The following is a 22,810-nucleotide window of genomic DNA, read 5'->3' on the forward strand; positions in this document are numbered from 1 at the left end:
CAGGCCACACACTCAACTGTCATCGCCCGGCTTGACCGGGCGATCCAGTACGCCGAGACGGCAATGGTTGATCCGAGAAGCCACGGCGTACTGGATGCCCCGGTCAAGCCGGGGCATGACAGCGCAGGGTGGAGCCGTCAGCGCCGCTGCCGGAAGAACTCCTTGAGCAGCCGCGCCGCCTCGCTCTCGCCGACGCCGGAATAGACGTCCGGCGCGTGATGGCAGGTCGGGGAGGCAAAGAACCGCACCCCTGATTCCACCGCGCCGCCCTTGGGGTCGGCGGCGCCGTAATAGAGCCGCCTGATCCTTGCAAACGAGATCGCGCCCGCACACATGGTGCAGGGCTCCAGCGTCACGTAGAGGTCGCAGTCGACGAGGCGCTCGCTGCCGATCTTCGCGGCGGCCTCGCGCAGCGCGATGATCTCGGCGTGGGCGGTCGGATCATGGTCGGTCAGCGTCCGATTGGCGGCGGTGGCGATGACCTCGTAATTGCGGACCACCACGCATCCGATCGGAACTTCGCCCGATTTTCCGGCATTTTCGGCCGTCACAAGCGCCAAATCCATGAAAGAAGGGGCTTTCATGCCTCGTATCATCGCCAGAAACCTGCTAGTAGCTCCGCCTTCAGCAAGAGTGGATACCGATTTTGCCTGAGCATGCGGCTCGGAACGAGCGCGCACAATGCTCATCGCACTACCCCCGTAAGTGAGATCATTCATGCCTCGCGACAGCGACAAAGACAACGATTCCCGCGGCCGGCGTGATCGAGGCCCGGCCAAGGGAGCAGCGAAGGGCCGCTCCGGCAAGGCGCGCGGCCCCGAGAAGAAGTTCGCCAAGCGCGGTTTCGAGGGCAAGAGCGACAGGAAGGGCGACAGCCGCCCGCCCCGCGAGGGTCGCGAGGACCGTCCGTTTCGCCGCCGCGAGGAGGGCGATGCCCCGCGCCGGGATTCTTCCGACCGTCCGCGCTTCAAGCGCGACGATCGCGGCAATGAAGGCCGCGGCGAGCGCAGCTTCAAGCCGCGTGGCGACCGTCCTTTTTCCGATCGTGGATCGCGCGATGGCGACAAGCGCTCCTTCAAGCCGCGCGGTGACCGCCCGTCCCATGGCCGTGACGATCGTCCGCCGCGCAGCCGCGATCGCGACGAGTCCCGTCCCGCCGGCCGGTTCGGCGACAAGAAGTTCGGCGACAAGCGGCCGTATTCGCCGCGCGGCGACCGTCCGGAGCGTCCGTTCGACGGCGAGCGAAAGTTTTCGCGGGGCGGTCCGGATCGCGACCGTGGCGATCGCGGCGATTCAAAGCCCTGGCAGAAGCGCGACGCGGCTCCGCGCGGCGATCGGCCGCCGCGCAAGGATTTCGGCAAGGGTCCGCGCAAGGATTTCGGCGGCCGTGACCGCAGCGAAGACAAGCCCTGGCAAAAGCGCGACGACCGCCGCGAAGGCGGCCGCGGCGAGGATCGTCCGCGGTTCTCGCGCTCACGCGACGATCGCGCATCGGGTGATCGCCCGTTCCGCGAGCGGCCCAAATTCGACCGGCCGCGCGAGGATCGTCCAAAATTCGATCGGCCCCGTCGTGACGGCGATGGCGACCGCGGCGGGCGTGGTGGCGACCGGCCGAAATTCAATCGTCCGCGCGAGCGGTCGGAAGGCCGTTCCGATTGGCACGAGCATCCGCGCAGCGAAGGCCGTTTCGGCGATCGCCCGCGCCGTGAAAACGAGAATGAAGCCAGGATCTTCGAGAAACGTCCCGCCTTCGGCGGCCGCGGTGCCTATCGCGAGCGCGATCGTGATGTCGACCGGCGGCCGCGCCGGGAAGAAGAGCCGAAGCCGAAGAAGGCCGGCGAGCGCATCGCAAAGGTGCTGGCGCGCGCAGGCCTCGCCTCGCGCCGCGATGCCGAGGAGATGGTCACGCAGGGCCGCGTCACCGTCAATGGCCGCGTCATCAACTCGCCGGCGCTGGACATCACGAAGAACGACGTCGTCATGGTCGATGGCAAGCCGTTGCCGGAGCGCGAGCGCACGCGGCTGTTTCTCTATCACAAGCCGCGCGGACTCATGACCACGCATGACGACCCCGAGGGGCGTCCGACCGTGTTCGACAATCTGCCGGAAGGTCTGCCGCGGCTGATCAGTGTCGGCCGGCTCGATTTCAATACCGAAGGCCTCTTGCTGCTCACCAACGACGGCGGGCTCGCGCGCACGCTCGAGCTGCCCGATACCGGCTGGCTGCGCCGCTACCGCGTTCGCGCCCACGGCGACGTCACCCAGGCGCAGCTCGACGAGCTCAAGAATGGCATTGAGATCGAGGGCGTCAAATACGGTCCGATCGAGGCGACGCTGGAGCGCGATCAGGGCGCCAATGTCTGGCTGGTGTTCGCGATCCGCGAAGGCAAGAACCGCGAGGTGCGCAACGTCTGCGCCCATCTCGGGCTCGAGGTGAACCGGCTGATCCGCGTCTCCTATGGCCCGTTCCAGCTCGGCGAGGTCCCCGAAGGTCAGGTCGAGGAGATCAAGTCGCGGGTGCTGCGCGAGCAGCTCGGCGACAAGGTGATCGAGAAATCGGGGGCGCAGTTCGACGTGCCGTCGAAATCCTCGCGTGTCGACGATGCGCCGCGCGAGACGAAGCCCGCCAGCAAGCGCGCCGTGATCAACGACCGTAAGGGCCGCCGCGTGCTGGTCCAGCGCACCGGCAGCGAGGAGGCGCGCGAGCGCAACGAGGAACAGGCCAGCGGCTACGGCCCGCCGCGCCGTCCCAAGCGCGGCTATCACGGCAAGCGCGATCTGACGCCGCGGGATGGCGAGTAAGCTTCAATGCTTGGAGCGACGCCGACACCGCGCAACAGGTCGTCATGGCCGGGCTTGACCCGGCCATCCACGTCTTGCTTGCGTCTACTACTGAAGAACGTGGATGCCCGTGACAAGCCCGGGCATGACGGAGTCGTGTAATGCGCGTCGTCGGCGGTCGCTTGAAGGGGCGCAATCTCGCCTCACCGTCCTCGCGCGACATCCGCCCGACGGCGGACCGCTTGCGCGAGTCCGTGTTCAACATCCTCATGCACGCCTATGACGATCCGATTGCCGATGCGCGCGTGCTCGATCTCTTCGCCGGCACCGGCGCGCTCGGCATCGAAGCGGTCTCGCGCGGGGCGAAGTTCACGCTGTTCGTCGACAATGGCGCGGAAGCGCGGGCTCTGCTGCGCAACAATGTCGAGACGCTGGGCCTGGGTGGCGTCACCAAGGTCTATCGCCGCGACGCGACCGATCTCGGGCCTGCGCATCCCGTCGAGCCGTTCTCGCTGGTGTTCCTCGATCCACCCTATGGCAAGGGCTTCGCGGAGAAGGCGCTGGCCTCCTTGCGCGACGGCGGCTGGCTGACGCCGGGCGCGCTGCTGGTGGTGGAGGAAGCGAAGGCCGCGCAGTTCGCGACGCCGGAGGGTTTTGAGGAGCTGGAGCGGCGGACGTATGACGACACGGAGTTCGTGTTCTTGCGGAAGCCGTAGCTCCGAAACGTCGCTGTCGTAGGGTGGGCAAAGGCGCAACGCGCCGTGCCCACGATCTCTGCATGATTGAGACAGGTGGTGGGCACGCTTCGCTTTGCCCACCCTACGGCAGCGCGATTACGGCACCGTCACCTTCGCCCGAACAGCTTCTCGACATCGCTCAGCTTCAGCTCGACATAGGTCGGCCGGCCGTGATTGCACTGGCCGGAGTTCGGGGTGTCCTCCATCTCGCGGAGCAGGGCGTTCATTTCCTCCGGCCGGAGCCTGCGGCCGGCGCGCACCGAGCCGTGGCAGGCCATGGTGGCGGCGACGTGCATCAGGCGGCGTTCGAGCGGCAGCGCCTCGTCCCACTCGGCCATGTGCTCGGAGAGATCGCGCAACAGGCCGCCGGCATTGGTCTTGCCGAGCAGCGAGGGCGTCTCGCGCACCGCGACTGCGCCGGGGCCGAAGGATTCGATGGCGAGGCCGAACGAGGCGAGCTCGTCGCTGCGCTCCAGGAGGCGCTCGACCGTCGCCTCGTCCATCTCGACGATCTCGGGAATGAGCAGGATCTGCCGCTGCACGCCGTTCGCGGCCAGCGACGCCTTCAGCCGTTCATAGACAATGCGCTCGTGCGCGGCATGCTGGTCGACGATGATCAGCCCGTCGCGGGTTTGCGAGACGATATAGGTCTCGTGGATCTGCGTGCGCGCCGCGCCGAGCGGGCGGTCGACGAGGTCCGCCACCGGCTGCGTCTCGATCCGCACGTCCGCGCTGGGTGCGCCGACATCGAACGCGGCCTGCGCGCGCTCTGCAAAAGCGGATGTCGCGGCGCCCTCGAATGACGGCATCGGCGCGACAGGGGCGGCGGGCGAGGCGCGCCAGTCCCAGCTTGCAGAACGCTGCGGCGTGAAGGCGGGCCGGAACGCGGACAAGGCGCTCTCGCCGCTGTTGGCGGCGGTGCGGCGTCCCTCGCGCGCGAGACCTTCCTTCAATCCGTGCACGATCAGCGCGCGAACGAGGCCGGCATTGCGGAACCGCACCTCGGTCTTGGCGGGATGCACGTTGGCGTCGACCTCGCGCGGATCGAGCGTGACGAACAGCGCCAGCACCGGATGGCGGTCGCGCGGCAGATAGTCGGAATAGGCCGCGCGCACAGCGCCGAGAATCAGCTTGTCCCGCACCGGGCGGCCGTTGACGAAGAGATATTGCCCGAGTGCGTTGGCCTTGGTCAGCGCCGGTGCCGCCGCATAGCCGGCGACGACGACGCCCTCGCGCTCGGCATGGATCTCGATGGCGTGGCTGCGAAACTCCGCCCCCAGGATGTCGCCGAGCCGGGTCAGCCGTCCAGCAGCGCCGGGCAGCGCCGCCGCCCAGGTCACCGGCGCGCGCTCCTCACCGGCAAGCGTGAAGGCAATGTCGGGCCGCGCCATGGCGAGCCGCCGCACCACCTCGCGGATCGCTTCGGCCTCGGTGCGGTCGGTCTTCAGGAATTTCAGCCGCGCCGGGGTCGCATAGAAGAGGTCGCCGACCTCGACGCGCGTGCCGTGCGCCAGCGCCGCCGGCATGATCTCGGATTTCTCGCCACCTTCGACCGTCAGCGCCCAGGCATGCGGCTCGCTGGCATGGCGTGTGGTGATGGAGAGCCGCGCGACGGAGCCGATCGAGGGCAGCGCCTCGCCGCGGAAGCCGAGGGTCCGAATCTGGAGCAGGTCCTCGTCGTCGAGCTTGGAGGTGGCATGGCGCTCGACCGCGAGCGCGAGGTCTTTCGCGGTCATGCCGCCGCCGTCATCGGTGATGCCGATCCGCCGCCGCCCGCCGCCATCGGTGAAGACGTCGATCCGGCTCGCACCGGCATCGATCGCGTTCTCGACCAGTTCCTTGACCACGCTCGCGGGTCGCTCGACCACCTCGCCGGCGGCGATGCGGTTGACGATCTGTTCGGGAAGTTGGCGGACGGGCATAGGTTCACTCGGTGAATGTCCCAGTGTAACGCCGCCCGGCAACAAATGCATGGGTAAGGTCGCGCTTCCCACATACCAGATGTGGGAAATCCCGCGCCTCGGGCAGTTCCGATGAAATGCGGCGTTCGTGCGCGGGTGCCGCATATGAGGAGCGTAATTCCGCGAAACCGCCGCGAAATCCCTAAACGATCAACACATGAAACCGTTTGCATCACGGGTGCGCCGTTCGCACTCTTTGCGCGATGTGATGGTCCGGTCCGAAAGGAACGGCGTGGAGAATCGCCGAACCGTTCATCGCGAGCAAATCCAGGAGAAATGGATGAAGTTGGTGAAGACCTCTGCAATCGCATGCGCTCTCTCGGCTCTCATTGCGACGCCCGTTCTCGCGCAAGGCACATCGTCCGGCGTCAAGTCCGGCGGCACCGTGCAAAGCAAACCGATGCAGGGCGGCGCGACCATGGGCAGTGAGGATGACGACGTCGGCGCTCAGCAGGGGAGTGCCGGCGAGAAGGTTGGCATGAAGTCGGGCAGGGGGACCAAGGGTAACGCTGCAACCACGGGCAGTGCGACACACAAGGGCACGGCCGACGATTCGGCTGCGACCGGCAAGCGCTACTGAAGTCAGCTTGCGAAGCGCAAACCTCCGGTCGCATCGCGGCCGGAGGTCTTGCTCGATCAATCGTCGAAGCCGCGGCCGCGCTTTGCCTTGACGTCGCTGCGGCGCTTCTTGCCCTCAAGCCGGCGCTGCTTTGAGCCGAAAGTCGGTTTTGTCGCGCGCCGCGGCTTTGGCCGCACCATCGCCTCGCTCAGGATTTCGACCAGCCGGTCGATGGCATCCTGGCGGTTGCGCTCCTGGGTGCGGAAGCGCTGCGCCTGGATCACGATGACGCCGTCCTTGGTCATGCGCTGGCCGGCAAGGCGGGCGAGGCGTAGCGCCGCATCCTCCGGCAAGGTCAGCTTGCGCGTGTCGAAGCGCAGTTGCGCCGAGGTCGCGACCTTGTTGACGTTCTGCCCGCCCGGGCCGGAGGCGCGGACAAAGCCGATCTCGATGTCGTCCTCGTCGATGACGAGATCGCGGGATATCCGCAGCATGATGGCACCAGGAAAAGGATTCGTGCGCGCACCATAGCTGCTTTGATGGAAGTTTGCCGCGCTCTATCCGTTCCCTCCCCCCTTGTGGGGGGCAGGGGAGGGGGCAGCCACGGGCGCCCGTGCGGCAGCCAGAGAACGCTGCTGCTTGCAATAAAGATCAATTCGACTTCGTCGCCGGAGCCGCGGTCGGCTGCGCCGCGGCCTGCGGGGCGCGGCCGACGACGACGGTCAGGAGGCCCTGGCCCCAGAGCCGCTTGGCGGCCGCCTTGGCGTCGTCCAGCGTCACGGCATCGACGATGGCGTTGCGCTTCTCGATATAGTCGATCGGCAGCTTGTCCTGCTGGTACTGCAGCAGCGCTTGCGCCAGCTTGGAGGAGGTGTCGAGCGCCAGCATCTGCGAGCCCTTGAGGTACGACTTGGCCTCGTCGAGCTCCTTCTGCGTCGGGCCTTCCTCGGCGATCCGGCGCACTTCCTTCTCGATGGCATCGATGGTGTCGCCGGAGCGGTCGGCGCGCGTGCCGGTATTGCCGATGAAGATCGCCGAATGCTCCATCCAGAGCAGTGATTCGAACACCGAATAGGCGAGGCCGCGCTTCTCGCGGACCTCGCGATAGAGACGCGAGGACAATCCGCCGCCGCCGAGGATGTGGTTGACGACATAGGCCGCCATGAAGTTGGGATCGCTGCGCTTCACGCCGGGCCCGCCGAAGGTGATCACGGTCTGCGGCACGTCGAGGGTCACGAAGGCGCGTTGCGGCGGCCTTGCGGCCTCGACGTCGGGGACCGGCGTGAGGTTGGCCTTGGCGGGCAGGCTGCCGAAGGTGTGGTCGAGCAGCTTGCCGAGCGTCGCCGGATCGACGTCGCCGACGACCGCGACCTTCAGCCCATCCCTGGCCAGCACGCGGCCGACATAGTCCTTCATGTCGGCGACCGTGATGGTCGGCACGCTGTCGAGGTTGCCGTTGGTCTGCCGGCCGTAGGGATGATCGCCGAAGGCGACTTCCAGGAACTTGCGGCTCGCCAGCGAGGTCGGGTTCGTGGTCTCGCGGCGCAGGCCCGAGATGACCTGCGAGCGGATGCGTTCGACATCGGCGGTGTCGAAATGCGGCGAGGTCAGCGCGCTCCGCAAGAGATCGAAGGCCTCGTCCTTGTTGTCGCGCAGCATGCGCAGGCTGCCGCGGAAGGCGTCGCGGGTGGCGCTGAAGGACAGCTCGATTGCGCGGCGGTCGAGCCGCTCGTGGAAGGTCTTGGAATCGAGATCGCCGGAGCCTTCGTCGAGCAGGTCGCCGACCAGATTGGCGACGCCAGACTTGTCCTTGGGATCCTGGGCCGAGCCGCCAGCAAAGGAATATTCCATGGCGATCAGGGGCACGGTCGCGTCCTGCACGAACCAGGCCTCGATGCCGCCGGGCGAGACCAGGCGCTGGATCTTTGCGGCGGCGAGCGACGGCGACACCGCAGCCAGCGCGAGTGCGGCGCCGGTGACGAAAGAGAATGCAACGTGTCGAAGGAAGGGATAGGTCACGACCGCTTCTCCTCGCGCTTGGCAGCACTGGTGTCCTTGATCAGATAGCCCGTGACCGAACGCTTCTTCTCGAGCCATTTCTGCGCGACGGCGCGGACCTGCTCGGCGGTGACCGCGCGGATGCGGTCGGGCCAGCTCCTGATGTCCTCGATCGACAGGCCGGTGGTCAGCGCGCCGCCGTACCAGCGTGCCAGCACCGCCTGGTTGTCCTGGGCGTAGATCGCTTCCGCGATGAGCTGGGTCTTCACGCGCTCCAGATCCTCGGCGCGGATCGGGTTCTGCGCCACGTTGGCGATGACGCCGTCGACCGCCTGCTCGACCTCCGCGAAGCTGACGCCGGCTTTCGGCGCGGCCGAGATCGCGAACTGGGTCGGGTCGAGCGAGATGCTCGAATAGCTGGCGTTGGCGGAGACCGCGAGCGGCTTGTCGACGACGAGGGCGCGGTAAAGATAGGAATTGCTGCCGCTGCCCATCAGCTGCGCCAGCACGTCGAGGGCCGCGCTCTCGCCGGCCGCGGCCGTGGTTGCCGACGGTACGAGATAATAGCGCCGCATGTTCGGCTGCTCGACGCGCGGATCGGCCAGCGTCACGGTGCGCGGGGCGGCGGGCTCAGGCTCCTGCGGACGGACGCGCCGCGCCGGGATCGCTGATTGCGCCGGGATCGAGCCGAAATTGCGCTCGACCAGCGGGCGAATTTCGGCGGCGTCGACGTCGCCGGCGATCACCAGGATCGCGTTGTTCGGCGCATAGAAGCGGCGATAGAAGGCGAGCGCGTCCTCGCGATCGAGCTTCTCGATCTCCTGATGCCAGCCGATCACCGGCCGGCCGTAGGGATGATTGAGGTAGAGCGCAGCCATGATCTGCTCGTTCAGCCGCGCGTCGGGATTGTTGGCGACGCGCATGTTGTATTCTTCGAGCACGACGTCGCGCTCGGGCAGCACGTTCTCGTCCTTGAGGATCAGGCCGGTCATGCGGTCGGCCTCGAACTCCATCATGGTCGGGAGCTGCTCCTTCGGCACACGCTGGTAGTAATTGGTGTAGTCGACCGAGGTCGAGGCGTTCTCGTTGCCGCCGACGCGGAGCACGGTCTGGGAGAATTCGCCGACGGGATGCTTCGAGGTGCCCTTGAACATCAGGTGCTCGAGGAAGTGCGCGAGCCCGGATTTTCCCGGCGTCTCGTCGGCCGAGCCGACCTTGTACCAGATCATCTCCGTGACCACGGGCGTGCGGTGATCCGGGATCACCACCACCTGCATGCCGTTGCTGAGCGTGAAGCTGGCGGGCGGGGCCGATGTGACCGTGGTCTGGGCGAGGGCCGCCCCGGCCGTCAGGACACTGGTCGAAAGCAGCGCGGCAAGGAGGCGGGCAGCCGATCGGTAAGAGGACATCATGATCCTTTTGGAACGCCGAGTCCGGATCTCCGGCTCGGAGGCACGGCATGCTACACCGTGCGGCTGAGGCTTCGCGTCACGAAGCAGAGAACGCCATCAACTCGGGAGCAAGCCAGCGGCCGAAGCCATACAAGGGCCGGCGGCCAGCTCCGCGGTCCGACATGTTCGGGTCGGAACAGGAGCGCTATTGCTCCTTCTCCTTGCCGGACCGGACGTCGAAATAGGTCCGCTTCGAGTTATCCGGCCCGGAGCCGTAGGCGTAGTTCGGCGAGGGCGTCTGATATCCGGGCGGCGGCTCCACCAGCGATTGGCGTGGTGGCTCCGACGTAAACTGCTTCGACTCGGGCCCGTTTCCCTTGAACAGATTCCATAGCCCGCCGGTGTATCCGAGCTGGGCGGGGCTGAGAGTCGGATTAGCGATGTTGCTGCCCGGCTGAACCGGATCATTGCCGCTCTTTTCGGCTGCGGCCGTCTTGTGGGCGTTGATCTCGGCGGGCGAGAGCGGCCGGGCATTCTTCCAATACTCAGCCGCCTTGTTGTCGCCCCCCTTCTTCCGCGCGGCGACGGCGTCCTTGCGGCGCTTCTCGTCGGGGTCCTTCGGCCAGTTTGGCGCAACCGCGGCCTCCGTCGCGGCCGGCGGCGGGAGGTCGAGCTTGGGCGGCACGACCAGCGGCGAACGCTCACGGTATTCGATGCCGGGCTTCGACATGCTCTTGGCGCCGAGGCCCGACATCAGATTGTCGATGAGCTTCTCTTCGAAGGTCATGTCGTCGTCCTCGTCGTCACCAGCGCGGGCGGCGCCAGTCGACATCACGAGGCCAATGCCGAGCGCGACAGCGGACAATTTCAAAGCCCGCCAGAACCCCCCTTGGGGGTCTCGAACCATTGACCCGCTGGTCTTCGAGCTGCGCATTACGATACCTGTTCCATATTGTGGCAGATCGCCGCTCAAATGCGGCCAGTCCCTCGCAAAAACCGGGTTCCGCCTGCCGGTCCGTATCGGCCGGGATCAGGGCGCTTTTGCGGCGGGTATCCCCAGGAAGGAATCATACAATAGCGCCGCCACCCCAGCAACGATCGCCACGTCCGCGAGGTTAAACACGTACCAATTATAGGTATTTCCGCCGATCTCGATGTGGAACAGCGCGAAATCGACCACCGCACCATAGGCCAGGCGGTCGATGCCGTTGCCGATGGCGCCGCCGATGATCAGGCCCAGCGCAACCGTGGCGAGCCTGGTGTGCGAGCGGGCCATCCAGATCGCCAGCGCGACCACGGCGAGGGCCTTGACCGCCATCAGCGCGAGCTGCGCCGCCTGGCTGTCGTTCTGCAGCCAGCCGAAGCTGATGCCGATATTCCAGGCCAGCACCAGGTCGAAGAACGGCGTCACCTTGACGACGCCGCGCCGGGCAAGGTCGAACCCGTTCAGCAGCCAGAGCTTCGAGACCTGGTCGGCCACGAGCGTGACCATTGCCGCGAGGATGCCGGCGCCAAGCGGGGTCATGCGGGAATCAGACCGCCACTCCCAACGCCTTCCATTCGCGCAGCGCCTTGGCGTCGCGCGGGGTGACGTCGGGGTATTCAGCGTCCTCGCCGACCATCGGGGAGATCTTCCAGGAACGGGCGCATTTGGTGCCGACCGCCTTCTCCACCACGACCGCGACACCGGGCACCGCATCGAGACGGAACGCCGAGGCCGGCGCCTCGCCCTCCCGCACCTCGTAATTCGAGGTGATGCAGACTTCAGCCAGATCGATGTCGAACAGCGTCATGAGCATGTCGCGGTCGGCGACATAGATTACCGGCGAGGCCTCCAGCGAGGAGCCGATGTTCTTGGCGGCGCGTTCGAGCTCGAGCGCCCCGGTGACGACGCGGCGGACGTTGCGGATCGTCTCCCACCTCGCGGCGAGCTTGTCGTCGCGGAAGTCTTCGAGATCGGTCGGGAACAGCGTCAGATGCACCGACGCTTCGGCGCCGGGGCGATACATGCGCCAGGCCTCCTCCGCGGTGAAGCTGAGGATCGGCGCCAGCCATTTCAGGATCGAGGTGCACAACAGGTCGATCGTCGTCAGCGCGGCCTTGCGCGTCAGCGAGGACGGCGGATCGCAATACAGCGTGTCCTTGCGGATGTCGAAATAGAACGCCGAGAGCTCGCTGTTGAGGAAGGCGGAGAGGGTCGCGACCACGGTCTTGTAGTCGAACTCCCGATAGGCCTTGTCGACGGCGGCGGCGCGCACCGCCAGCTCGTGCAGCATCAGGCGCTCGAGCTCGGGCATCTCGGCCGGCGGAACTGCATCGGCCGGCTTGTAATGATGCAGCGTGCCGAGCATCCAGCGCACGGTGTTGCGCAGCTTGCGATAGGTCTCGACGGTGTTCTTCAGGATCTCCGGGCCGATGCGCTGATCGTCGGTGTAGTCGCAGGACGCGACCCAGAGCCGGAGGATGTCGGCGCCGGATTCCTTGATGACGGCCTGCGGCTCGATGGTGTTGCCGAGCGACTTCGACATCTTGCGGCCGTCCTCGGCCTGGGTGAAGCCGTGGGTCAGCACGATGTCGTAAGGCGCGCGGCCGCGCGTGCCGCAGCTTTCCAGCAGCGAGGAGTGGAACCAGCCGCGATGCTGGTCCGAGCCTTCCAGATACATCACCGTGTCGGTGCCGCCGTCGACCTTGCGCTTGATGCCGGCGAGCCCGGGAAACTGCACGGGGTCTTCGAGTACGAATGCGTGGGTCGAGCCGGAATCGAACCAGACGTCGAGAATGTCGTCGACCTTCTGCCAATCCTCGCTCGCGCGCGCGTCCAGGAAGCGCTCGCGCGCGCCGGTCGCGTACCAGGCGTCGGCGCCTTCCTGCTCGAAGGCCTCGCCGATGCGCGCGTTCACCGCCTCGTCCTGCAGGATCTCGGCGGAGCCGTCGCCCTTCTCGCGCACGAACACGGCGATCGGCACGCCCCAGGCGCGCTGGCGCGAGATCACCCAGTCGGGCCGGGCCTCGATCATGCCGTTGATGCGGTTCTCGCCCGACGGCGGCACCCATTGCGTCACCGAGATCGCGTGCAGGGCGCGGGCGCGCAGCGTGTCGCCGCTCTTCGCCTTGCCGCCTTGCGCAACATCCTTGTCCATCGCGATGAACCATTGCGGCGTGTTGCGGAAGATCACCGGCTTCTTGGAGCGCCAGGAGTGCGGATATTGATGCTTCAGCCGGCCGCGCGCGAGCAGCATGCCTCGTTCGACCAGCGCCTTGATCACGGCCTCGTTGGCATCGCCCTTCTCGCCCTTGTCGTTGATGACGCGCTTGCCGGTAAAGCCGGGGGCATGATCGGTGTAGGCGCCGTTCTCGTCGACGGTGTAAGGGATCGCCGTGTTGATGCCGCGCGCGTCGAGATCGCGCGCCTGCGCCATCCAGGCATCGAAGTCCTCCCGGCCATGGCCGGGCGCGGTGTGCACAAAGCCGGTGCCGGTGTCGTCGGTGACGTGGTCGCCGGGCAATAGCGGCACGATGAAGTCGTAGCCGCCGGCGAGGCCCTTGAGCGGATGGGCGCATTCGATCGCGTCCATGGTGTCGCCGGGGACGTCGCGGAGCTTCTCGTAAGCGGTCACACGCGCCTGCTTGAAGACCTCTTCAGCGAGCGCGTCGGCGAGGATCAGCAGATCGCCGGTCTTGGTCCAATTGTCGGCGGGCGCATCCGTCACCTTGTAAAGGCCGTAGGCGATCTTCGGGGAGAACGAGATGGCGCGGTTGCCGGGCAGCGTCCAGGGCGTGGTGGTCCAGATCACGACGCTTGCGGAGGCGAGCGCACCATGCGCGGGCGAGGTGACCGGGAATTTCACCCACACCGTATCGGAGGTGTGGTCCTCGTACTCGACCTCGGCTTCGGCCAGCGCCGTCTTCTCGACCACGCTCCACATCACCGGCTTGGAGCCGCGATAGAGCGTGCCGTTGGCGGCGAACTTCATCAGCTCGCGCGCGATCTGGGCCTCGGCCGGGAAGCTCATGGTGGCGTAGGGATGGTCCCAGTCGCCGATGACGCCGAGGCGCTTGAACTCCTCGCGTTGCACGCCGAGCCAATGCGTGGCGTAGGCGCGGCACTCCCGGCGGAAGTCGATCATCGCGGCAGAGTCGCGGAAGTCGGGCTTCTGCTTGCCCTTCTTGCGATAGTGCTCTTCCTCGACCTTCCACTCGATCGGCAGGCCGTGGCAGTCCCAGCCCGGCACGTAGTTGGAATCGAAGCCGAGCATCTGCTGGCTCTTGGTGACGAGATCCTTGAGGATCTTGTTCAGCGCCGTGCCGATATGGATGTTGCCGTTGGCGTAGGGCGGGCCGTCATGCAGCACGAACTTGGCGCGGCCACGGGCAGCCTCGCGCAGCTTCTCGTAGAGGCCGATCTCGTACCAGCGCTTGAGGATCTCCGGCTCGCGCTGCGGCAGGCCGGCGCGCATCGGGAATTCGGTCTGCGGCAGGAACAGGGTCTTCGAATAGTCTTTGGCTTCAGATTTTTGGGACTTTTGCGGCTTTTCGGACATGAGGCTGACTGGCTCGGAATGGCGCGGGAACGGATGGCGATGCGGAATCGCGGGGGTGAAACGACCAAATCCCGGTCTTGCGCCGAGCCCTTGGGCTCAGGCGGAAGCCGGGCTGCTAATCCCTATGATGCGCCGCGCAAACATGGGCTCTCCATAGCAGGGGGGCGGAGGAAGCGCAAAGGTTCGGGAAGGCCGGGTTTGGGGTCAATCGACGGCGCCGAGCCGTGGAAACGCGTCCGGGGCGGCGGCCAGGATGGCGCGGGCGCGGGCGGAATCGTCGTCCATCTGCCGGATCAGGGCCTCGATACCCTCGAACTTCAGCTCCTCGCGGATGAAGCCGATGAAGGCGCAATCCAGCGCCTGCCCGTAGAGATCGCCCTTGAAGTCGAACAGGAAGATTTCCAGCAGTGGGGCGCCATTGTCGAAGGTCGGGCGGCGCCCGAAGCTTGCCACCCCGTCCAGCCGCTCAGTGCCGCGGCCGACCCGCACCGCATAGATGCCGTGCTTCAGGCCGCAATTGGCATCGAGGCGGATGTTGGCGGTGGGATAGCCGAGATCGCGGCCACGCTTCTCGCCGTGGATCACCTCGCCGGTGATGAACCAGGGCGCGCCCAGCATGGTGGTGGCCTCGTCGAGCTGGCCCTCGGCGAGGGCGATGCGGATCGCGCTGGAGGAGACCGGCCGCTCGTCGATATCGACATGCGGCTGCACGTCGACTTCGATGCCGAGCCGGGGCGCCTCGTTGACCAGCAGGCTCGGCGAGCCGACCCGTCCCTTACCGAAATGGAAGTCGTACCCCACCGCGATCCCGCTGACGCCGAGCCGCCCGATCAGCTCATGGTGAATGAAATCTTGCGCGCTGGTTCCGGCGCGTGCCTTGTCGAAGGTCATGACCACGGCGCCGGCAAGCCCGGTGCCGGCCAGAAGCCGCAGCTTGGCCTGCTCGTCCGTCAAGCGGAATTGCGGGGTATTGGGGCTGAAGAACCGCCGCGGATGCGGCTCGAAGGTCAGCGCCAGCGCGGGGCGGCCATGCGTCCGGCCCATTTCCAGGGCGGCGGCGATCACCGCGCGGTGACCGAGATGAACCCCGTCGAAATTGCCCATGGCGACCACGGCGCCCCTTGGAATCGCGGAAACGGGCGTGCTGTCGCGGATAACGTTAAAATGCGGGGCCATCAGGGGAATTCTCGAACCGGCGGGACCGGCCGGGACCGTGGCGCGACCGGCCCAATGAAGTCAAGCGGAAGGGGGAGCGCCGAATCCCACGCCATTTCAGTTCGTTCGGGACGCCCCCAATTAACGCGCTGTTTAACGCCTTGGTGCTAGTCCTTGCATCTGGAACAGGCGGGGCTCCGGCCCGGCAGGTCCGATCGTAATATTCCTGGGTATGCGTTGGGGGAGTCGAGATGGCGGTTGATTTGTCGATGCCGGTTCTGGTGGTGGATGACTACAGCACCATGATCCGTATCATCAGGAATCTGCTGAAGCAGCTTGGCTTCGAGAATATCGATGATGCCAGCGACGGTTCGGCGGCGCTGAACAAGATGCGCGGCAAGAAGTACGGGCTCGTGATCTCCGACTGGAACATGGAGCCGATGACGGGGTACGACCTCCTGCGCGAAGTGCGCGCGGATCCGAACCTCGCCACCACGCCCTTCATCATGATCACGGCGGAATCCAAGACCGAGAACGTGATCGCGGCCAAGAAGGCCGGCGTGAACAATTACATCGTCAAACCGTTCAACGCGGCGACGCTGAAGACCAAGATCGAGGCGGTGTTCCCGGACATGGCAAGCGCGTAAGGCGCGCACCTAACCGCAAAACAACTGTCCATCGAGATCGTCATGCCCGGGCTTGTCCCGGGCATCCACGTTCTTGGATATGCAAAGTAAGTCGTGGATGGCCGGGTCAAGCCCGGCCATGACGGCGTCCAGGGCACGGTCATTGGTCTAAGCCCGCGCCACCTGGGCGGACTATGCCGTCACCACTTCAATTCGCGCATCAGCGCCTTCGGCGGGTGGCCGAACAATTCCATCACCGATGCCGGGTCGAGCTGGTCAAGGCCCTCGAACTCCTCGGCATGGATGCCGCGGGTCACGAACAGGCAGTCGATGCCGAATTCGCGCGCGCCGGTTAAGTCGGTGCGGACGGAATCGCCGATCGCCAGCACCTTCTTCCGGTCGATCTGGTGGCCCTGGCGTTCACCGGCGAGCGCCATGGCGCGCTCGTAGATCGGCCGGTGCGGCTTGCCGTAGAAGATCACTTCGCCGCCGAGCTCGCGGTAGAGCTCCGCGATGGCGCCGGCGCAGTAGATCAGCCGGTCGCCGCGTTCCACCACGATGTCGGGGTTGGCGCAGACCAGCGTCAGCTTGCGCTCGCGCGCCTTCAGCATCATGCCGCGATAGTCTTCCGCCGTCTCGGTCTCGTCGTCATAGAGGCCGGTGCAGACGATGTAGTCGGCTTCCTCCAGCGGCGCGGCCTTCGCGTCGAGGCCGCGATAGATCGAGTTGTCGCGCTCGGGCCCGAGCCAGAACATCTTGCGGCCGGGATGCTCGGCGACATAGAGCCGGGTCAGGTCGCCCGACGAGACGATCGCGTCGTAGGTCTCGTCGGCGACGCCGAGCTTGCGCAATTGCCGCTGCACGGAGTCCGCCGGACGCGGCGCGTTGGTGATCAGGATCACCGTACCTCCGCGGCTGCGATAGGTGTGCAAGGCCTCGCAGGCTTCGGGGAATGATTCGAGGCCGTTATGGACGACGCCCCAGATATCGCTGAGAACGACCTCCACACCGCCCACGAGCTCGCGCAGGCCTTCGGCGAAATGCAGCGTGGTCATGATACGTGCGGCCGATCAGATGCGGCGCGCCAGCGCCGCGTTGCCGGTGATGCGTTGTGCTGGAGCAGCGGCTGACGTCGCGCCAGATGTCGTGCCTTGGCTGGGGGAAGCGGAGCCATTGGATCCTTGCGTGTCCTGCGCCTGGTTCGGCGCGGCCCCGCCGGTAGCAGATGCCCCTTCCGGCCGCAATGGCCGGGGCGGCGCAAACAGGAAGCCCTGGCCGAACCGCACGTCATAGTCGAGCAGGTCCACGACCGCGCGCTCGCCTTCGATCCTTTCGGCGATCAGGTCGATGCCGAAGCGGCCGAGCAGGTCGGAGAGGTCGGACGGATGGATGTCCGAGGTCGATGCCCGCCTGGGGTCGAGCAGCAGCGCGGCCGGCACCTTGATGAAGCGCACCCCTCGATCGGCCAGCTCGCGCGGCTCGATGCGCAGATCCGTGACGTGGTCGATCGAGAAGCGGAAGCCACGCTGGGCGAGTGCCGCGAGATTCTCGGTCTCGGCCGGGCCGAGATTGCGGAACGTCGATTGCTTGAACTCCAGCACCAGCGAGGGCGCCAGCGCCCGGTTGGCTTCGAGGAAGTCGAGGCATTGCGCGAAGGTGGTGGAATTGCCGAGCGTGGACGCCGCGACGTTGCAGAACACGCCGACGTCCTTGTTGCGCACCATCAGGCGCCGCAGCACCTGCACACAGCGCAGCATCACCATGTTGTCGATGCGCCCGATCAGCCCGGAAGCCTCCGCGATGCTGATGAACTCCTCGGCTGCGACCAGCTGGTCGCGTTCGTCGCGCAGGCGCGTCACCGCCTCGTAGAACCGCACCTTGCGCTGCGGCAACGTCACCATCGGCTGGAGGAAGATGTCGATGCGGTTCTCGTCGATGGCGTTGCGCAGCGTCGCCAGCAATTGAGTCTGGTTGCGCCCGGTGGCGGTCTGAATCGGGTTGGAGGTCGGGGCCTGGACCGCCGGCGCCGGCCGCGGCTGCGCCGATGGAGGCGGAGGCGAGGGTGCTGCGGGAAGCGGGGGAGGGGCGGCTCGCCGCTCCTCGAACGGCGCAACCAGGTCGATCGGTGCCTCCGGCTCGGCCGTGGCGGGAGCCGCCGGGCTGCCGGCCAGCATGTCCTCATGGGCCGACACGGTGGTGGCGAGCTGCCTGACCAATCCGCCGAGCTCGTTGATCTCGCCGACCACCGACTGGATGCGGTCGGAGTTGGTCGAATTGGACGAGGCGATGCGTCCCTCGATCGCAGCCAGCCGGCGGCCGAACTCGGCCACCTGGCGGGCGAGGTCGGCAGTGCCGCGCGACAGATCCGCGATCTGGCCGCCGACGTCGCTGCGGTCACGCAGCCGCATCGACACGGCGTTGTAGAGGATCAGGAAGGTCAGCGCCGTGAGCGCCACGATCGCGGACTCAGTTCCGCTGATGCCGGCGACGGCGTAGAGCGCAAGCCCGAGCGAGGCTGCGACCAGAACCATGCAGATGGCGATGAAAATCGTCGAAATGCGAATCATGCCGCGCGTTACGCCTCAAGAGCTGCCTGCCTCACCCGGGAAAACACGGGTCGCGATGCGATTCCGTCCTGCCTCGTGCCCCCAAAGCAGCATGAGCTTAACATCATTGTTGATTCGAGGGGATAGCGGCCCCGCTGAGGCTCAAGTCAATCCGGCCCGGCGAAAGCCTTCGAGGTAGCGTTCGCGGTCGCTGGCAAGCTTGACCGGCATGAACTCGGCGAGCCAGGCGAGCGAGATGTTCGGCTGGGCACGGCGGAGCTCCTTCAACGCCGCGTGGGCGAGATCCCTCTGCCCGGCCATGCCGGCCGCCGCCGTCAGCACCCGATGCGCGCCGACGAAATCGCTGCGCTGGCGCAGGGCCTCCTGAGCGAGGCGGATCGCCTCAGCGTCATCGCCGCCGAGGAAGCGGGCATAGGCGGCTATACCGTAATAGACGGGGGCATAGGGATCGCGCGGGCTGAGGCGGATCGCCCGCCGCGCGGCCTCGTCGGCATCCCGCCAGCGGCCGCAATAGCCGAGCGCCAAACCATAATAACCCTGCGCCAGGGCGAAATTCGGATTGAGCCGCAGTGCCGTCTCGAATTCGGCCAGAGCATCCTGGAACCGGCGTGCAAACAAATTGACGTGGCCGAGCGCGTTGTGCGCCCAGGCATCCTCGCTGTCGGCACGGATGGCGGCCCGTGCGGCACGTTCGGCACCGGTGATTGCGCTGTCCATGTCCATCCAGCCCATATGCGCCGTGAACATGTAGCTCGTCCCGAGCAGCCCGAGCGCCTTGCCATAGTTCGGGTCGAGCGCGATGGCTTTTTCGAGCAGGGCCTGCGCGACGACGTGATCCTGCCGTGTCACACGCCAGTAATGCGACAGCGCGCGCATCACGAGATCCCAGGCATCCATGCTGTCCGGCGGCTTGCGTTGGGCGCGAAAGCTTTCCGCTGCATAGAGCTGCGGCTCGATCGCCGCGACGATAGCTTCGGTGATCTCGTCCTGCACGGCAAAGACGTCGGCAAGCTCGCGATCGTAGCGTTCGGCCCAGAGATGACTGCCGGTCGCGACATCGTTGAGCTGCGCGCTGATGCGGACGCGGTCACCTTCCTTGCGGACGCTGCCTTCGACGACGTAGCGAACACCGAGTTCTTGGGCGACCTCACGCAGATGAACCGCGCGGCCCTTGTAGATGAATGAGGAGTTACGCGCGATCACGAAGAACCAGCGCAGCTTCGATAGCGCGGTGATGATGTCCTCGCTGATGCCGTCGGAGAAATAGTCCTGCTCGGCCTCGCCGCTCATATTGATGAATGGCAGGACCGCGATGGCAGGCCGGTCGGGCAGCGGCAAGCCTGCCGATGTAGCGGCTGCCGGCTGGCTCGTCGCTGCCGGCGTCGCCGCCTCGGAGAGCTCGGTGACTTCGCCGACAAACCGGACGCCCTTGCGCGCGATGGTGCGGATCAGCCGCTGCTCCTCACCATTGTCGTCGACGGCGCGCCGCGCGGCGTTGATCCGGCTGGTGAGCGTCGATTCCGAGACGACGCGGCCGTTCCAGACCGCGTCGAGCAGATCGTCCCGCGTCACCACGCGTTCGCGGTTGCGAAGGAGATAGAGCAGAAGATCGAACACCTGGGGCTCGAGCGCTATCAGCGTCTTCGCGCGGCGCAATTCGCGCCGCCCGGCATCGAGCACGAAATTCTCGAAATGAAACGCCACGCCAGCCTCGGTTCGGGCTCGGAAATCAAGGTCCTCTCAGCGTAAAATAATGCCGCTCTCAAGGCCAGCGCGCCGCATGCGCCCTATCGTCCCGGCGTTTTCAACCCCGGAGAATTGCCATGTCGACATCCGCCGCGCTCAAACAGGCTCCCACCCAGCCCGATCTTGCCGCCATCAAGCAGCGCCAGCATGGCGCCTGGTCTTCGGGCGACTATGCCGTCGTCGGCACCACACTGCAGATCGTCGGCGAGCAACTCTGTGAAGCCTTGGACTTGCGCGCCGGCAGCAAGGTGCTGGACGTCGCCGCCGGCAACGGCAACGCGACGCTGGCTGCGGCGCGGCGCTGGTGTGACGTCACATCCACCGACTATGTGCCGGCGCTGCTCAAGCGCGGCCAGGAACGTGCGGCGGCGGACCATCTGACGGTCGAATTTCGCGAGGCTGACGCCGAAGCGCTGCCGTTTGCGGACGCGAGTTACGACGTCGTGCTCTCGACCTTCGGCGTGATGTTCACACCGGACCAGGAAAAGGCGGCCTCCGAGCTTGCACGCGTCTGCAAATCCGGCGGCAAGATCGGGCTCGCCAACTGGACCCCGCAGGGTTTCATCGGCCAGCTGTTCAAGACCATCGGCAAGCATCTGCCGCCGCCGGCCGGCGTGAAGTCGCCGGCGCTCTGGGGCACGCCGGCGCGGCTCGAGGAGATGTTCGCAAGCCAGGCCTCGGATATATCGGCCGAGCCGCGCATGTTCGTGTTCCGCTATCGCTCGCCCGAGCACTGGCTCGATGTCTTCAAGACCTTCTACGGGCCGACGCTGAAGGCGTTTGCCGCGCTCGACGAGAGCGGGCAGGCCGCGCTGCGACGCGATCTCCTGGCGCTGCTCGGCGAGTTCAACCATGCCGATGACGGCACCATCGTCGTGCACAGCGAGTATCTGGAAGCCGTCATCACCAAGCGCTGAGATGCCGTTCGATCGGGCCGGATGAGCTCCGGCCCGATCGTCGTCATGGGCTAAAATGGCGCAGCGGCTCCGACGGTGTCGGCCGAGACCGCATCGCGGGTACCGAGCGGCTTGGGCTGCCCCTCGGTCGTGTCCCTCAGCGTCTGCCGCTCGATCTCCGAATTCAGCTCGGCGCCGAACATGATGACGATCGCCGACATCCACATCCACGTCATCAGGCCGATCGCGGCGCCGAGAGAGCCATAGGTCGCGTTGTAATTGGCGAACTCAGAGAGATACCAGGACAGCAGCGCCGAACCGGCGATCCAGAGGAGGGCGGCCGTCACCGCGCCGAAACTCAGCCATTGCCAGCGCGGTGCATCGCGACTGGGCGCGAAGCGGTAGAGGATCGCGAGCGCCACCAGCAGGATGAGGAACATGAGCGGCCATCGTGCCAGCGCCACGATCAGCTTGCTTTCGGGCGCCATGCCGATGTGATTGAGTGCCAGCGGGAAGGCGACGACAACGCCTACCATCACCAACAGGGCCACGATGCCGCCGATTGTGAAGGCGAGCGACACCAAGTTGAGCTTGATGAAGCTGCGCTTCTCACGCTCCTCATAGGCCACGTTGAGGGCATCGAAGATCGCCTTGACCCCGGCATTGGCGCTCCAGATCGCCAGCAAGAGGCCGAACAGGAAGGCGGCACCCAGCGTGGTATTGCCGTTCGAGACCACGCGCGCCACCTGGTCCTCGACGATCTGGAACGAGCCCTCGGGCAGCATGGTCGCCAGCGTCTGCAGATTGGAGCTGATCGTCGCGGGGTCAGCGAACAGGCCGTAAGAGGAAACCAGCGCCGTGACCGCCGGAAAGATCGCGAGCAGCCCGAAGAACACGACACCGCCCGCGGTCGCGAGCAGGCGGTCCTCGTCGATGCGCTGATAGGTCCGCCAGAAGATATCCTTCCAGCCGGCCCAGGGGATTGAGAACGGGCTCTTGGCATGGCGGCCGCGGCCGAGCTGCATGGCCGCGCGCGCCGGGTGTGTTTCCGGTGAATTCGCCTCGCCCTTGCGGTGGTCTTGCGGAGGCCCCGACCCGGCCAGGCCAGAGTCCTGAAAGTAGCGCTCCGCCGTCAGCACGAACACGGCTGTCGCCGCCACCAGCAGCCAGGAGTCGATCTGTTCGGAGCGCCGCACCAACATCAAGCGTCCAATCGATGACCGTGGCGCCTGCGGCGCGCCGCCGTATACCCCGCCAGTCCAATCGCCGCGAGCATCAGGCCAAGCTGCACGGATCGGTTGGTGCGAACCGGCCAGGCTCTTGCGCCATGGCGGCGCTCGCCCGGCGCCAGCGGCGCAAGGGGAATCGTGGTCGCGACCTCCTTGACAGCCTCCTTGACCGTTCCGCGGGGAATCCGCGGGGTCGCAATGGCAACGCGCAACCGGCTGGCAAGTGGCACGATCGGCTTGGCTTTGCGCCTCATCTGCGCCATCGCCACCCCGGCGCAGACCGCCGCCAGCACCAGCAGCACGCCCGCGACGACACCGAAACCCCAGAACTGCCCGTAGCTGATGGCGACCCAGCGGTACAGGGCGATCAGGCCGACGAAAAATGTCGCCACGACGAACAGGCCCGCGGCCGCGAACAGACCGCCGGCCACGGCGTAAGACGTTACCTTGCCGGTGGCCTGGCTGGTCTGGTCGCGCAGATAGGATTGCGCGGCGCGTTTGACGTGATTGAGCTTCAGCGCCATACCGGCGCGCAGCAATTCGCCCGATGGCGCGAGCATCTGGAGATCCTCCGAGAGCGAGAAAATTCGTTCGGGGGATGAACGTGGCCGAATTTGAGTTGT

The 22,810-nt window shown here is 66.4% G+C and carries 19 protein-coding genes; 5 read left to right on the top strand and 14 right to left on the bottom strand.

The annotated features are described in order from the left end of the window. Window positions 1-137 precede the first annotated feature (137 nt). Window positions 138-596 (bottom strand): tRNA adenosine(34) deaminase TadA, encoded by a 459-nt coding sequence (gene tadA / locus E4K64_RS18560; RefSeq protein WP_135164818.1) that lies wholly within the window; start codon window positions 594-596, stop codon window positions 138-140. A gap of 121 nt (window positions 597-717) precedes the next feature. Between tadA and E4K64_RS18565 the strand changes: the two genes are divergently transcribed. Both E4K64_RS18565 and rsmD read left to right on the top strand, forming a co-directional pair. Continuing rightward, complete coding sequence (locus E4K64_RS18565; RefSeq protein ID WP_167772113.1) at window positions 718-2,802, top strand: pseudouridine synthase; 2,085 nt, start codon at window positions 718-720, stop codon at window positions 2,800-2,802. A 140-nt stretch (window positions 2,803-2,942) separates the two neighbouring features. Beyond that, complete coding sequence (rsmD, locus tag E4K64_RS18570) at window positions 2,943-3,497, top strand: 16S rRNA (guanine(966)-N(2))-methyltransferase RsmD (RefSeq protein WP_135164820.1); 555 nt, start codon at window positions 2,943-2,945, stop codon at window positions 3,495-3,497. Window positions 3,498-3,625: 128 nt separating this feature from the next. Here rsmD and mutL read toward each other — a convergent pair whose 3' ends face one another. Then, window positions 3,626-5,440: a DNA mismatch repair endonuclease MutL gene (mutL, locus tag E4K64_RS18575; protein ID WP_135164821.1), complete on the bottom strand. Its 1,815-nt coding sequence runs from the start codon at window positions 5,438-5,440 to the stop codon at window positions 3,626-3,628. Window positions 5,441-5,636: 196 nt separating this feature from the next. On the opposite strand from mutL, the gene E4K64_RS18580 reads away from it, so the two are divergent. Next, window positions 5,637-6,059 carry a hypothetical protein gene (locus E4K64_RS18580; RefSeq protein WP_235884704.1) on the top strand — a complete coding sequence of 141 codons (423 nt, stop codon included), beginning with the start codon at window positions 5,637-5,639 and terminating at the stop codon, window positions 6,057-6,059. A gap of 56 nt (window positions 6,060-6,115) precedes the next feature. Here the strand turns inward: E4K64_RS18580 and arfB are convergent, their stop codons facing one another. The 7 genes from arfB to E4K64_RS18615 form a co-directional block, all read right to left on the bottom strand. Continuing rightward, entirely contained in the window at window positions 6,116-6,532 is a 417-nt protein-coding gene (gene arfB / locus E4K64_RS18585; RefSeq protein WP_135164822.1) for an alternative ribosome rescue aminoacyl-tRNA hydrolase ArfB, read from the bottom strand. Window positions 6,533-6,689: 157 nt separating this feature from the next. Beyond that, window positions 6,690-8,057: a M16 family metallopeptidase gene (locus E4K64_RS18590; RefSeq protein ID WP_167772114.1), complete on the bottom strand. Its 1,368-nt coding sequence runs from the start codon at window positions 8,055-8,057 to the stop codon at window positions 6,690-6,692. Beyond that, window positions 8,054-9,448 carry a M16 family metallopeptidase gene (locus E4K64_RS18595; RefSeq protein ID WP_205680514.1) on the bottom strand — a complete coding sequence of 465 codons (1,395 nt, stop codon included), beginning with the start codon at window positions 9,446-9,448 and terminating at the stop codon, window positions 8,054-8,056. The genes E4K64_RS18590 and E4K64_RS18595 overlap by 4 nt, the downstream gene beginning before the upstream one ends. 184 nt (window positions 9,449-9,632) lie before the next feature. Continuing rightward, window positions 9,633-10,361, bottom strand: coding sequence for a hypothetical protein (locus E4K64_RS18600; protein WP_135164824.1), 729 nt, complete (start codon window positions 10,359-10,361; stop codon window positions 9,633-9,635). A gap of 96 nt (window positions 10,362-10,457) precedes the next feature. Beyond that, window positions 10,458-10,952 carry a signal peptidase II gene (gene lspA / locus E4K64_RS18605; RefSeq protein ID WP_135164825.1) on the bottom strand — a complete coding sequence of 165 codons (495 nt, stop codon included), beginning with the start codon at window positions 10,950-10,952 and terminating at the stop codon, window positions 10,458-10,460. Window positions 10,953-10,959: 7 nt separating this feature from the next. Continuing rightward, window positions 10,960-13,968, bottom strand: a complete 3,009-nt coding sequence (ileS, locus tag E4K64_RS18610) for an isoleucine--tRNA ligase (RefSeq protein WP_135164826.1) — start codon at window positions 13,966-13,968, stop codon at window positions 10,960-10,962. A 204-nt stretch (window positions 13,969-14,172) separates the two neighbouring features. After that, window positions 14,173-15,144, bottom strand: coding sequence for a bifunctional riboflavin kinase/FAD synthetase (locus tag E4K64_RS18615; protein WP_135164827.1), 972 nt, complete (start codon window positions 15,142-15,144; stop codon window positions 14,173-14,175). Window positions 15,145-15,374: 230 nt separating this feature from the next. On the opposite strand from E4K64_RS18615, the gene E4K64_RS18620 reads away from it, so the two are divergent. Beyond that, window positions 15,375-15,770 carry a response regulator gene (locus E4K64_RS18620; RefSeq protein ID WP_008567674.1) on the top strand — a complete coding sequence of 132 codons (396 nt, stop codon included), beginning with the start codon at window positions 15,375-15,377 and terminating at the stop codon, window positions 15,768-15,770. Window positions 15,771-15,949: 179 nt separating this feature from the next. On the opposite strand, the gene E4K64_RS18625 is transcribed toward E4K64_RS18620, so the two are convergent. From E4K64_RS18625 to E4K64_RS18635, 3 genes are all read right to left on the bottom strand, one after another. Beyond that, complete coding sequence (locus E4K64_RS18625; protein WP_126259048.1) at window positions 15,950-16,804, bottom strand: TIGR01459 family HAD-type hydrolase; 855 nt, start codon at window positions 16,802-16,804, stop codon at window positions 15,950-15,952. A gap of 15 nt (window positions 16,805-16,819) precedes the next feature. Beyond that, window positions 16,820-18,316: an EAL domain-containing protein gene (locus E4K64_RS18630; protein WP_135164828.1), complete on the bottom strand. Its 1,497-nt coding sequence runs from the start codon at window positions 18,314-18,316 to the stop codon at window positions 16,820-16,822. Between the two features lie 141 nt (window positions 18,317-18,457). Then, window positions 18,458-20,020 (bottom strand): winged helix-turn-helix domain-containing protein, encoded by a 1,563-nt coding sequence (locus tag E4K64_RS18635; protein ID WP_167772115.1) that lies wholly within the window; start codon window positions 20,018-20,020, stop codon window positions 18,458-18,460. A 119-nt stretch (window positions 20,021-20,139) separates the two neighbouring features. Between E4K64_RS18635 and E4K64_RS18640 the strand changes: the two genes are divergently transcribed. Next, a complete protein-coding gene (locus tag E4K64_RS18640; RefSeq protein WP_135164829.1) occupies window positions 20,140-20,979 on the top strand; it encodes a class I SAM-dependent methyltransferase in 840 nt (279 codons plus the stop codon). Between the two features lie 50 nt (window positions 20,980-21,029). On the opposite strand, the gene E4K64_RS18645 is transcribed toward E4K64_RS18640, so the two are convergent. Further along, window positions 21,030-22,160: a YihY/virulence factor BrkB family protein gene (locus E4K64_RS18645; RefSeq protein ID WP_135164830.1), complete on the bottom strand. Its 1,131-nt coding sequence runs from the start codon at window positions 22,158-22,160 to the stop codon at window positions 21,030-21,032. Then, window positions 22,160-22,747 (bottom strand): phage holin family protein, encoded by a 588-nt coding sequence (locus tag E4K64_RS18650; RefSeq protein ID WP_135164831.1) that lies wholly within the window; start codon window positions 22,745-22,747, stop codon window positions 22,160-22,162. The genes E4K64_RS18645 and E4K64_RS18650 overlap by 1 nt, the downstream gene beginning before the upstream one ends. Window positions 22,748-22,810 lie beyond the last annotated feature (63 nt).

Origin of the sequence: Bradyrhizobium frederickii, assembly GCF_004570865.1 — a bacterium.
In the GTDB taxonomy this organism is placed as follows: Bacteria; Pseudomonadota; Alphaproteobacteria; order Rhizobiales; family Xanthobacteraceae; genus Bradyrhizobium; species Bradyrhizobium frederickii.